At 60.6% G+C, this 12,326-nt stretch carries 12 protein-coding genes; 8 read left to right on the top strand and 4 right to left on the bottom strand.

The window, feature by feature from the left end; all coding sequences use genetic code 11:
- Window positions 1–20 precede the first annotated feature (20 nt).
- Both BMZ35_RS06105 and BMZ35_RS06110 read right to left on the bottom strand, forming a co-directional pair.
- Window positions 21–1,073: a glycosyltransferase family 2 protein gene (locus BMZ35_RS06105; protein ID WP_093091844.1), complete on the bottom strand. Its 1,053-nt coding sequence runs from the start codon at window positions 1,071–1,073 to the stop codon at window positions 21–23.
- Between the two features lie 112 nt (window positions 1,074–1,185).
- The gene (locus BMZ35_RS06110) at window positions 1,186–1,575 is read right to left on the bottom strand and encodes a RidA family protein (RefSeq protein ID WP_093092615.1); all 390 of its coding nucleotides are present in this window, start codon (window positions 1,573–1,575) and stop codon (window positions 1,186–1,188) included.
- 169 nt (window positions 1,576–1,744) lie between these two features.
- On the opposite strand from BMZ35_RS06110, the gene BMZ35_RS06115 reads away from it, so the two are divergent.
- The 5 genes from BMZ35_RS06115 to BMZ35_RS06135 all read left to right on the top strand — a co-directional run bounded on the left by BMZ35_RS06115 (window position 1,745) and on the right by BMZ35_RS06135 (window position 7,833).
- Window positions 1,745–2,524 (top strand): creatininase family protein, encoded by a 780-nt coding sequence (locus BMZ35_RS06115; RefSeq protein WP_093091846.1) that lies wholly within the window; start codon window positions 1,745–1,747, stop codon window positions 2,522–2,524.
- A gap of 3 nt (window positions 2,525–2,527) precedes the next feature.
- Window positions 2,528–3,748: an amidohydrolase family protein gene (locus BMZ35_RS06120; protein ID WP_242654701.1), complete on the top strand. Its 1,221-nt coding sequence runs from the start codon at window positions 2,528–2,530 to the stop codon at window positions 3,746–3,748.
- The gene (locus BMZ35_RS06125; RefSeq protein WP_093091848.1) at window positions 3,745–5,154 is read left to right on the top strand and encodes an FAD-binding oxidoreductase; all 1,410 of its coding nucleotides are present in this window, start codon (window positions 3,745–3,747) and stop codon (window positions 5,152–5,154) included. Before BMZ35_RS06120 ends, BMZ35_RS06125 begins: the two co-directional genes overlap by 4 nt.
- A 471-nt stretch (window positions 5,155–5,625) precedes the next feature.
- Entirely contained in the window at window positions 5,626–7,287 is a 1,662-nt protein-coding gene (locus tag BMZ35_RS06130; RefSeq protein WP_093091850.1) for an ABC transporter substrate-binding protein, read from the top strand.
- 63 nt (window positions 7,288–7,350) lie between these two features.
- Window positions 7,351–7,833: a DUF2165 family protein gene (locus BMZ35_RS06135; RefSeq protein ID WP_093091852.1), complete on the top strand. Its 483-nt coding sequence runs from the start codon at window positions 7,351–7,353 to the stop codon at window positions 7,831–7,833.
- Here BMZ35_RS06135 and BMZ35_RS06140 read toward each other — a convergent pair.
- Window positions 7,830–8,816 carry a zinc ABC transporter substrate-binding protein gene (locus tag BMZ35_RS06140; protein WP_093091854.1) on the bottom strand — a complete coding sequence of 329 codons (987 nt, stop codon included), beginning with the start codon at window positions 8,814–8,816 and terminating at the stop codon, window positions 7,830–7,832. The two genes, BMZ35_RS06135 and BMZ35_RS06140, sit on opposite strands and share 4 nt — an antisense overlap.
- Before the next feature lie 85 nt (window positions 8,817–8,901).
- Here BMZ35_RS06140 and BMZ35_RS06145 point away from each other — a divergent pair, with 85 nt between their 5' ends.
- From BMZ35_RS06145 to BMZ35_RS06155, 3 genes are read left to right on the top strand one after another with little or no spacing between them, the layout of a single operon-like run.
- Complete coding sequence (locus tag BMZ35_RS06145; RefSeq protein WP_093091856.1) at window positions 8,902–9,381, top strand: transcriptional repressor; 480 nt, start codon at window positions 8,902–8,904, stop codon at window positions 9,379–9,381.
- Window positions 9,378–10,142 carry a metal ABC transporter ATP-binding protein gene (locus BMZ35_RS06150; RefSeq protein WP_093091858.1) on the top strand — a complete coding sequence of 255 codons (765 nt, stop codon included), beginning with the start codon at window positions 9,378–9,380 and terminating at the stop codon, window positions 10,140–10,142. The genes BMZ35_RS06145 and BMZ35_RS06150 overlap by 4 nt, the downstream gene beginning before the upstream one ends.
- Window positions 10,135–10,929, top strand: coding sequence for a metal ABC transporter permease (locus tag BMZ35_RS06155; RefSeq protein WP_093091860.1), 795 nt, complete (start codon window positions 10,135–10,137; stop codon window positions 10,927–10,929). Before BMZ35_RS06150 ends, BMZ35_RS06155 begins: the two co-directional genes overlap by 8 nt.
- Before the next feature lie 109 nt (window positions 10,930–11,038).
- Here the strand turns inward: BMZ35_RS06155 and BMZ35_RS06160 are convergent, their stop codons facing one another.
- Window positions 11,039–12,316 (bottom strand): tetratricopeptide repeat protein, encoded by a 1,278-nt coding sequence (locus BMZ35_RS06160; RefSeq protein ID WP_093091862.1) that lies wholly within the window; start codon window positions 12,314–12,316, stop codon window positions 11,039–11,041.
- Window positions 12,317–12,326 lie beyond the last annotated feature (10 nt).

Consider the following 12,326-nt stretch of genomic DNA (forward strand, 5'->3'; position numbering starts at 1 on the left):
GCGTCCTGTCCCGACCGTGTTCAGCCGGTTGTCTTGTTGGCTTCCTGATACCACCGAACCAGTTGCCGCTGCAAACGCTGTGGTAGTATGGCGCTGCTCCCGGCCACCAGAATCTCGGTCATCAACGCTTGATACGCCGGTCGGCTCACCAGTTCGCTAAACCGCGCCCGATGCCATGCCACTGCCTGCTCGTGAAGCTCTGCGACACCCGGCACCGCGCGCAGCTCCTTCTCGGCCTCTTCCGTGGCAGGGCGCATTTGCGACACGGAAGAGTCAGGAACAGAATTGAAGTTTCGTTCGATCCAATATGAAAGATCGACGAGCTTGTGCGCCCTGTTTGGCAGGCCGCGATCGCATTTATTGACGAAGGCCGCGGCCGACCGCACGGCATAGTGGTTCAACTCCACCAGATCACGCCCCACCCCAAGGTCAAACAGCGAAAGACGTTGCGGGGCACGGGCAAGAAACGGGTGCATCGGCTGCCCCGATCCATCGACGAAAATGGGCAAACCCGCTTTTTCAGGGTCTTTCTGCTTGGGGCGGTGCACGCCCAGTTGATTGAACGGCCCCTTGGCCCGGAACAGAGTCTTGAACAGGCTTGCCGAGATCGGGAACTGCAAATCCGCAGGGGCCGCGCGGGTAAATTGCTCGGTCACGGGGGCGTCTTCGATCCCGACCACGTCATTGTGCCCAAAAAGCCGCCACGGCAGCACGATCGCATCGGTGTTTTCCGGCACCCTGTTCACAAGCGCCGGAATACTGTGACCTTCGACATGGATGTTGAGAAATTCATCCACATCCGAGACCAATATCCAATCCGCCTTCTTGCGCAACGGATGGCGCCACGCCTGTCGCAGAGCCTGCCATTGAATGCTCTTTCCCGGCTTGGGCTCATGCGGCACATGGCAAATGACCCCGGCGGCTTGCAACGCCTCGAGCATTTCGTGCGTGCCATCATCGCAATCATTTGAAAAAATTAGAAAATCCGACACGCCGGCGGCCCGGTGGTGGGCAATCCACTCCAGCAGATAAGGCCCTTCGTTCCGAACCGATGTCACACTGAGAACGCGCACGAATGCCTCTTCTTTCCTACCCCTGTGCTATTGCTAGCACGACGCACGGCGCTGGCACATCCAAAGGAAACGCGCGCCGGGCAACCTGAGTCCTGCGGGTTACAGTGCTTGGTCAAGGCGCCGCGGCCCAGACCTCGATTTCGACCACGAAATCAGGGCGTGTAAATCCGGACACGATCAGAAGGGTCGAGCTTGGCAATCTCTCGGCCTCTGCAAGGAAGGCGTCGCGCGCCGCCATGTAACCGTCCATGTGGTCACGATCCGTCACGAAGGCGGACACATGCACCACGTCTTCGGGCATCATGCCGGCCTCGGCGAGAATATGGCGGATGTTTTCGAAACAGATATCAGCCTGCTCCCGCGCGCCTTGGGGCACTGTGCCATCCTGCGCCAAGCCCAGCTGGCCCGAAGTCCGGACAATCCGATGCCCAGCCGGGACTTCCACCCCATGTGAATAGCGGGCGAAGGGCGGTGCGATTGCGACTGGGTTGAGCGGGCGCATGGAAACCTCCTGATCCTGACCCGGCAAAGACTTGCATTTTCCTCCACGCTTTGTAAATTTCCGACATCTCTGGCACAGACATAGGGCCACGTTCACCACCCACTCGGGGCGGCGCGTGGCTTTTGCATTTCTGCCTCGGCGTTTTCCCGACTTTTGGAAAGGCTGGCACATGCAGGGATACTGGTCCGATCTCAAGGCCCCTCAATTTCGCGATCTGCCCGCGGATACAATCGCTGTTCTCCCGCTTGGTGCGACAGAGCAACACGGCCCCCACCTGCCGTTATCCGTGGACAGCGACCTTGTTGACGCCGTGCTCTCGCGCAGCCTTCCCCATTGGGACAAGGGCACCAACGCACTGATCCTGCCCACACTGCGCATCACCAAGAGTAACGAACACTCTAACCATCCCGGCACGCTTGCGCTCTCAGCCACCACGCTTCTGGCGATGCTTGAAGACATCGGCGACAGCGTCACGAGGGCCGGGATCACACGTCTTGCCATGTTGAACGGGCATGGCGGCAACACCGCCGTGCTTGAAATCGCCAGCCGCGAGATGCGCGTGAAACACGGCATCATTACGGCGCATGGCAGCTGGTTCAGCTTTGCGGACTGGAACGGAGTGATGGCACCGGACAATCTTGACCACGACCAGCATGGCGGCGACAGCGAAACCAGTCCGATGCTTGCCGCGCGCGCCGATCTTGTGGACATGCAGGCCACCGGGGATTTTCGCTCGAAAAGCCGGAAATGGCAGGCAGAGCAGCGATGGATCGGCCTCAATGGTCAGGCAATGCGCCCCGGTTGGATCATCGACGATCTGCAGGCCTCGGGGGCCTGCGGCGATGCTTCTGCGGCGACGGTCGAGAAAGGCGAGGCGATGTTGAACAGCGCCGCTCGCAACTTTGCCGCTTTCTTGCTCGACTTCGCACATTTCGACCCGGAGGCGTAATCCGTGGAGACCCAAGCCATCGCCATCCTGCCCGACATTTCAATCCCATTGGACCTGATCCATCGACGGGAACAATTTCACGGCACCTCCGTCAATGATTGCGTGCACGGCGACTTGATCCTGAGCCGCGGCCGCGTCGTCGGGATGCGCCCGTCAGCGGCTGCGCAAACTGCCCCACGCCTGCTGTTCCCGGCATTGACCGAGCCGCATTGCCACCTCGACAAGTGTCACACGATATCCCGAATGCCCCACTCCGGTGGCGATCTTCTCGCGGCCATCGAAGCCCAGATGAGGGACAAGGCATATTGGAGCGAATCCGACATCCGCACCCGCGCTCAACGGGGGCTTGACGAAGCCATTGCGGCGGGATGCCATACGCTGCGCAGTCATGTGGACTGGGGGCATGAGGCCACACCGCCAACCGCGTGGCACGTACTACTGGAACTGGCTCAGGAAAGCGCCCTGACTCTTCAACTCTCGCCGCTTGCCGGCATAGACCAGATGGCGGACCCGACTTTTGCGGCGACCGTGGCGCGGGTTGTTCCGGACGGCCATGCCCTTGGCGCCTTTGTCCTTGGTCACACCCAGATCCCGACGGGGTTACGTAACATGTTCGCCTTGGCAGCGGATCACGGTCTGCCGCTTGATTTTCATGTCGACGAAACGCTCGACCCGAAAATCAACGGCTTGGAGGCCATTGCCGATATGGCCCTGGAAACCCGTTTCGACGGGCCTATCCTCTGCGGGCACGCAGTCAGCCTTGCCACCTGCACACCTGATGAGTTCAGGCGGATCGCGGACAAGCTGGCGCGCGCGCGGATCACCATTGTCGCCCTGCCCACGACCAACCTTTATCTTCAGGGGCGCGATCCACATACCCCCGGACTGCGCGGCCTGACCCCGCTTGACGCGCTGGCCGCGGCAGGTGTCCCGATCCTGTTGGGTAGCGACAATGTACGTGATGCCTTTTGCCCAGTCGGGCGGCACGACCCGCTTTATGCGCTTGAACTGGCGATACTGGCCGGACATCTCGACCCGCCGCTCGGGCGCTGGTTGCGAACCATCACCACCGATGCGCGCACCGCGCTTGGCATGAACCCCACTCCAATCGACGGTGCTCATCTCAATGACCTTCGGATCGCAGATGCGAGCGATCTTTCGCACTTGATCAGCGGCGCAGCGCACAGGCCCGCAACTGACCTTCTGAAGGAGCATCTTCAATGACCGACAGCATATCCGGGAAATCCAACCTCAACTGGGCCAGTTTCGCCGAGGAACTCGCCCCGGTGGCAACCATCTCCGAGCCGGTTCTCGTCAAGAAACGATCGCGCGATTTCTTCTGGTACTCGCCCATCCTGAACAGCCAGTTGCGCCGAAGCTTCGGCGACCTTGTAGCGCTGCCAAAGACACCCGAAGAAATGGCACATTGCCTGAGCGTGGCCTATGCCCATGACGCGCCGATTGTGCTTCGCGGGGGCGGGACTGGCAATTACGGGCAGGCTGTACCGCTGGATGGCGGGCTGATCATCGAGACCACAGCGATGAACCGCATTCTCGACATCGGTGATGGCTATGTCACTGCCGAAGCCGGAGCCAATATCGAAGAGATCAACGCCGCCCTACACGCGAAAGGCTGGGAACTGGCCATCTTTCCGTCGACACAGGACATCGCCACCATCGGCGGTTTCATCGCAGGAGGTTCATCGGGCATCGGATCGGTTGCCCAGGGCATGCTGCGCGATCCCGGAAACATCATTTCACTCAAGGCAATGAGCGTCGAGGACACTCCAAAGTTGCGCCTGTTTGAAGGCCAAGACGTCAACCAGATCCACCATGCCTGGGGTCTGAATGGCGTCATTACCGAAGTGACCCTTCGAACCGTACCGCACCAAAAATGGATCGGATGCATGGCGACGTTTGACAGTTACCCCAAAGCCTACGGCGCGGGGTACGCGCTGGCCTGCGCGCCCGATATCCATCGCAAGCTTGTGTCCACCGTGGACGCACGGATATGTGCGTATTTCCCGCGCCTTGCGGATCACCTGCGCCCTGGAAAGCACCTGATGACCTCGTTGGTTCCGGTCGAGGACATGGACGCCTACCGTGCCCTGATCGCCGAACAAGGTGGCACCGTGGACCTTGCGATGTCCGAGACCGAGCTCAAGGCGGCCAAACTGCCCCATGTGTTCGAATTTGCCTATAACCATACCACACTCCAAGTCCTGAAGGCGGACCGCAGCGCGACCTATCTACAAGTGGGTTGTCCGACACCGCCCGATCCTGCAGCGATTACCGACCTTGGCCCCAAGCTTGGGGACGATGTGTGGCAACACCACGAATTCGCGCTTCTTGATGGACAGATCGTCTCGTTTGATCTGCCGATCGTTTGGTATTCCACAGAAGACCGCCTTCACGAGATCGAGGCCACCTACGAGGCGAACGGCTTTCCGGTGTACGACGCGCATGTGTGCATGGTCGAAGGGGGCGGGCTCAAGAATGCCGACTACCGGCACCTTGCGTGGAAAAAACGGATGGACCCGAAGGGGTTGCTGAACTCGGGCAAGTCGCTCGAATGGGAAAACGTCAAGCATAAGACGCCTGAAGAAATCGAGGCCATGATCCCCGAATGATGGACAACCAGTGGTCCATTTGCAGGAGACTTTGGCAAAAAGCCGCAGAGGAATGGCAGTAAAGCGACCCATGATGTCGAATATTGCACTCGTGGGGTCGTTATCGGACCAGAGGAATCAGCGCATGCAAACGCTACAATCAACTATGCTCTGGCATTCCGACAGCCCACTCCTGCCGGTTCCGGCCCCCTCCACTACAGTTTCCGACTGTGGCACGTCTCGGTCCGTCGCTCAGAGCACCTCACGAAAAAAAGATCGGAAATCTGTTGCATACCGGACCTATCATATGGCTGGATATGATCAGAGCGCGGTGCGGAAGGCATTGAATTGCCATGCAAAGCCCGATTTTTGGGACTGTCCCGAGGGGGGATTATACCCGAAACACCAAAGATGCGGTCGTCTGGGCCGCTGCAATAATGCAGGCACACTGCACACCGGGGCACCCCGGAATGACCAACAGAGAGGAACATCATGACTTTTTACAAACGTAACGGACAGCCGCTGCCTGACGTGATCGTGGACCAGGCGTCCAAGGTCGGCACGGACCCGGTCAACCGCCGCGAATTCCTGGCGCTGGCCAGCGCCTTCGGGGCAACTGCGGCAACCGCCTATTCGATGATCGGCATGGCCGCTCCGGCGCAGGCGGGCAGCCACGCCAAGATGGGCGGCACGGTGCGCATCCAGATGGAGGTGCGCGCGCTCAAGGATCCGCGCACCTATGACTGGTCGCAAATCGCCAACTTCTCGCGTGGGTGGCTGGAATACCTGATCACGTACGAAAACGACGGTACGTTCCAACCGCAGCTTCTGGAAAGCTGGGACATCTCGGACGACGCCAAGACCTATACCCTGAACGTGCGTAAGGGCGTGAAGTGGAACAACGGCGACGATTTCACTGCGGAAGATGTTGCACGCAACATCATCGCATGGTGCGACAAGGACGTTGAGGGCAACTCGATGGCGGGCCGCTTTGCCACGCTGATCGATGCGAACACCAACAAGGCCATCGATGGTGCGGTCGAGGTTGTCGACAGCCATACGGTGCGCCTGAACCTGCCCAAGCCGGACATCTCGCTTGTTCCCGGCATGGCCGACTACCCGGCTGCGATCGTGCACAGTTCGCACAATGCCGACAACATGCTTGGCAATCCGGTCGGCACGGGCCCCTACCTGCCGGAAAGCCTCGAAGTGGGCGTCAAGGGTGTGCTCGTGCGCAACGAAAGCCATACCTGGTGGAACGAAGGCAACGGTGCGTTCATGGATCGTATCGAATATATCGACTATGGCACCGACCCGGCTGCGTGGATGGCTGCCGCAGAGGCCGAAGAAGTCGACATGCTCTATTCGGTTGACGGCGAATTCATCGACATCATCTCGTCTCTCGATGGCTGGGTCGAGAACGAGGTTGTCACCATGGCCACCATCGTTATCCGTCCGAACCAGCTTGCCGAAGTGGAGGGCGTTAAGCCATACGCCGACAAGCGCGTGCGCCAGGCCATCGCCATGGCCGTGGACAACAACGTGTTGCTCGAACTGGGCTATGACGGGCGCGGCGTTGTCGCGGCCAACCACCATGTCGGACCGGCCCACCCGGAATACGCCGATATCGGCATGCCCAAGCATGATCCGGCCGCTGCCAAGGCGCTTCTGGACGAAGCGGGCATGGGCGATTTCGAGATGGAAATCCACTCGATCGACGACGCATGGCGCAAGAACACCACTGACGCCGTCGCCGCGCAGCTGCGGGATGCGGGCTTCAACGTCAAGCGTACCATCCTGCCCGGTTCGACCTTCTGGAACGACTGGACCAAGTACCCGTTCTCGTCGACCAACTGGAACCACCGTCCGCTGGGCGTTCAGATCTGGGCGCTGGCCTATAAGTCGGGCGAAGCATGGAACGAATTCGGCTACTCCAACCCCGATTTCGACGCCATTCTGGAAGAAGCACTCGCTACGGCTGACGTTGAAAAGCGCCGTGCGCTGATGGCCAAAGGCGAAGCGATCCTGCAAGAGGACGCTGTCACGATCCAGCCTTACTGGCGGTCGCTCTACAACCATGCCCGCGAGGGTTTGGCCGGTGCGGCACACCACATTTCGTTCGAGATCCGTCCGGCAGACCTCGCCTGGACCTGATCCCGACCTGAAGCAACATGCGGGCCGCCTTCGGGTGGCCCGTTTTCATGAGAGGACAACCCCATGGACATGACGCTTTTTGCGCAAACCGTATCGCTGGCGCTTCCGGCGGCGTGGCTGACAACCGGGGTACGCGACAATATCCTGCACCCTCCCGTGAACGAGGTCTTCACGGCACAGGTTCTGACCATGGAGCGCATGCGCAATGACTGGCCACAGGAATACGCCCGCGTCGAACACCGCGCCATCAACAACCGCGGGGTTCAGAAAGGTCTTTTCCGCCTGATTGTCGCGTCGGAACTCGTCACCGCATTGATCATGTGGAGCGGCGTCGTTCTCTTGGGACTGGCTGCTGTGGGTATAGCGCTGCCATCACTGGCGCGCGATGTCGCTCTGATCGGCGCGCTGTTATTCACCGCGATCTGGGCCATGTTCACCATCGTCGGCAACCATTTCAGCTATTGGTTTGCCCATGAAGGCGCCCAGAACACGCATTTTCAACTGGTGCTCTGGGGGATGGCCAACATGGTGTTTCTCAGCGTTTAACCCTTTGGCTCAAGGCAGGTTGCAAACTGCTCGCCCATACGGGCGATGAGACGCTGATAGAGACCGCTTCCCCCGTCCAGCCCCACACCAATCGGATCCAGCTCGACCACCGGAATCTCTCCGTTTTCCGAAATCGCCGCGACGATCTTGGGGTCGAACTGCGGTTCGGTGAAGATGCAGTGCACCTGTTCGTGCTCCAGCTCCTCATGAAGCGCGCGCAGACGCCCCGCGCTCGGGGGAGCGCCGTCGCTGTGCAAAAGCGCCCCGGTCAGGTGCAGGCCAAAGCGGGTTTCGAAATACTGGTAGGCATCGTGGAATACGACAAACCGACGGTCGCGCATCAGTTCAAGACGCGCGCGGGTTTCCTTGGTCAGCGCCTCAAGATCGGCCGACAAAGTCGCGGCGTTGCCGTCATAGATGGCGGCATTGCCGGGATCCATCTCGGAAAGCTGCGCGGCAATCGCATGAACCCAGACCTGTGCATTGACCGGGTCGAGCCAGGCATGCGGGTCAAGCCCATCATGATCGTGGTCATGAGCGTCGCCCGCATCATGTGTTTCGTGATCATCATGCGCTTCGTGTTCGTCGTCGCCGTGCTCCGAATGCTCTTCTTCACTGTCATGATCAAAGATTATCCCGTCACGAAAGGGCAGACGGCGGGTATCAGTCACGTCCAGAAGCGTGATCTGCACCGCCGACCCCGCGAGCGTACCAATGCTCTCTTCAAGTGACGGTGTAAGCTCCGGCCCGATCCAGACAACGAGGTCGGCCTCCTGTAGCGCGCGGGCTTCGGACGGGCGCATGGCATAGTCATGCGGCGATGTACCAGGGCGGATCAAAAGCTTGGGGGTGCCGACACCGTGCATGACGCCAGCCACGAGGTACTGAACCGGGGCGATATCGGTCACGACCTTGGGCACTTCGGCCTGCGCAAAAACAGGCCACGCAAGCAGGGCAGGGAAGAAGCGGGCAAATCTGGACATATGGGTGGACCTTCGGATAAAAGAGGTTCTGGCTCTAAAAGAAATGTTATACTATATCAAGTGCCATTTCTAAGAAAGGACTCCGATGAGCGAAATCGGATTTGAGAAACATGATCACACGGCATGCATGGCCGGTGCGCTGGACGCGGCGGAAAGCGCCTGCGAAGCGCGCGGGTTGCGCCTTACCAAAGGGAGGCGGCGCGTTCTGGAGATCCTGTTGCAGGAACACCGGGCCATGGGCGCTTATGACATTTTGGGGTTAATGGCCGATGAAGGCTACGGCGCACAGCCGCCCGTGGTCTATCGCGCTCTCGACTTTCTCGTTGGCAACGGGTTCGCGCACAAGATCGAGCGGCTGAACGCCTATATTGCCTGCTCACATCCGGGCGACGATCACGCGCCGGTGTTCCTGATCTGCCGCGACTGTGGTGTTGTGGCCGAAACCGGCATGTCGCTTAGAAACAGCCTTGGGGCAGCTGCTGAACGGGTCGGATTTGCCATTGAAACCACGGTCATCGAGGCCGAGGGGCTGTGCCCCGCCTGTCGTGAAAAGAGCGCCGCATGAGCCTTATCACGGTATCCGGGCTCAGCATTTCGCATGGTGATCACCAAGCCCTTTCGAATGTGGACCTGAACATCGACAAGGGCGAGATCGTCACCATTGTCGGACCGAACGGGTCGGGCAAAACCACGCTTTTACGCTGTATTATCGGGGCGTTACGCCCCAACGCGGGCGAGGTGAAGCGCGCGGCGGGCCTGCGCATCGGCTATGTCCCTCAAAGCCTGAGCATTGACCAGACCCTGCCGCTTAGAGTGGAACGTTTCCTGTCCCTGCCCCGCCGCCGCGCGCCTGGCGACATTGCGGCCGCACTGGTACAGGCCGGGGCCGCAGGGTTGGCTGACAGGCAAATGACCGGACTTTCGGGCGGACAATTCCAAAGGGTCCTGCTGGCTCGCGCGTTACTTGAAAATCCGGACCTTCTGATCCTGGACGAGCCAACAACCGGGCTGGATCAACCGGGATCGGCCGACCTTTATGCCCAGATCGAACAGGTGCGCCGCGAAACCGGGGCCGCCATCCTGATGGTGAGCCACGAGTTGCACGTGGTCATGAGTGCGAGCGACCGGGTGATCTGTCTGAACGGGCATGTGTGTTGTCATGGCACGCCTGAGATCGTCGCCTCGGCCCCGGAATACCGGGCGCTGTTCGGGACTGGCACTCATGGGGCACTGGCGCTTTATCGCCATGAACACGACCACCACCACGATCACGAAAACTGCGATCATGATCACACGCACGACCACGAGGCCCATACCCATGCTTGACGATTTCCTCGTGCGTGCGCTGTTGGCCGGGATCGGCGTGGCGCTGGCTGCGGCACCTTTGGGGTGTTTCGTGGTCTGGCGCCGGATGGCCTATTTCGGAGACGCCACCGCGCATGCCGCGATCCTTGGTGTGGCGTTGTCGCTGGCCTTTGGAACCTCTGTCTTTGTTGGCGCTTTGGCGGTCGCGCTGGTCATGGCGCTTACAGTTTCAACCCTCTCGGGGCGCGGCTATGCAATGGATACGTTGCTCGGTGTTCTGGCGCATTCCGCGCTGGCCTTTGGACTTGTCGCAGTGAGCTTTCTGCAGGGCGTGCGGCTTGACCTGATGTCTTACCTGTTTGGTGATATTCTTGCCGTGGGCAAAGGCGATCTGGCTGTGATCTGGTCAGGTGTGGCCTTGGTGATCGGGTTGATGGCATGGCGCTGGCAGGGGTTGCTGACGGCAACATTGAACCCCGACCTTGCCTATGCCAGCGGCATTGATCCCAAACGCGAACAGATGGTTCTGACGCTGGGGCTGGCGCTGGTGGTCGCAGTGGCGATCAAGGTGGTCGGGGCATTGCTGATCGTGGCCCTGCTGATCATCCCGGCGGCAAGCGCGCGGGCCTTGGCGCGCTCGCCTGAAAGCATGGCGTTTGGCGCGGCGGGTATTGGTGCGGCCTCGGCCATGGGCGGACTGTGGGCATCCTATCACTATGACACCCCGGCGGGTCCGTCGATCGTATGTGTGGCGGCGATTATTTTCGCATTCAGCAACTTATGGGCCCGAATCGGGTTAACACGCTGATTTAGCGGCAAAACACGGTTCGGTTTCACGTCGGTATAACGTCGGTATTGCGTCGGTATGGATTGCACGTCTCCACGAAAACAGCCGCTTTAAGTCGCCGTGCGCAAGGTTACGTTAACCCCTCAACAGGCGGGGCATCGGCCAATATGGGGCGCCGGGTCGCAAGGCTGCGCCGGGCCTCGTCGGCACGGCCGAGTTTCAGAAGGATATTGGCGTAGGTCAGCTCCAAGAGATCGCGCTGTGCCCGGCTGCCGCCAATCCTTTGCGCGCAGGCCAAAACGGGCGTGAGTTCCGCCAATGCCCCGGCCCAATCCCCACGCGCCACGGCCCGCCAGGTGCGTGCCACCGGCGCTATGAGATCGCCGGCAAATCCCTGATCGGTTTCCGCCAGCACCGACAGCCGCTCTCCCTCACCGGCCATGGCATGGGCGAGGGCCACATGCATGTCGGCAAAGCTTTGTCCCGGATTGGGAAAGAAGGACGCGGCATAGTCGCTGAGCGTTTTCCAACGCGCCGGGTCCACCTCGATGCCCGCGAGTTCTGCGCGGTGATAGATCGCGGCGGCATCGGTCACGACATTCAGCGGCAGGCCGTGGGCCGATCCCGGAGCAACGCCGCTATCCACCGCACGCCACATGGTTTCAGCCTCGCCATCATGCAGCGCCCAGAGCGCGGAATGCCAGCTCAGGTGGCAATGCAACAGGCCGCGATTGTCATAATCGGCCAGCCATGTATCGAGATAGGCCCGACCGGCGGCGGTCTCGCCGATCTCGTACTGGGCATGGGCCTTGAAATGCACCCCGTGCGCGTTCTCGGGATTGATCGCCAGAGCCTGTTCCATCAGGGTCAGCGACTCGTCAGCCTCGCCCACTTCACAAAGCGACAGGGCGTGCATCGACATCATCCACCAGTCATCGCCGTAATGCGGGAATAGGGTGCTGGTATAGGCAAACAGGTCTGCCTCGCGCCCGACCTTTCCCGAAAAGCCGATCAGCCCGAAGATATTGGTGCATAGCTGGGCCAGGAGCGCGTCGCGCGGGAATTCCTGCACATGGGCGCGCACAAGGCGGCGGGCTTCAACGGCCTTGCCTGCCAGAAGCGCCGCCATGGCCGCGATATGCTGGGCTTCGCGCCGGGAAGAACTGCCAAGCGCCTCGGCCATGGCGATGCTCTCTTTGGCTCCGGCCATGTCCCCGCCCATCATCCGCGCCCGGGCCAGCCCGGCATGACCAAGGGCAAAGCCCGGATCGGCGGCGACGCAGGCGTCAAATTCCGCGATGGGGCCATATTGTCCGCTCAGGAACAGGCGCACGCCACGGTCATATGCATCGCGGGCCGCGGTGGATGTGGTGGTGACGGGATTCTCGTAGTGATCCTTCAATGCCATGGCGGGCCTC

The sequence above is a fragment of the Shimia aestuarii genome (assembly GCF_900114635.1).
Lineage (GTDB): Bacteria > Pseudomonadota > Alphaproteobacteria > Rhodobacterales > Rhodobacteraceae > Shimia > Shimia aestuarii.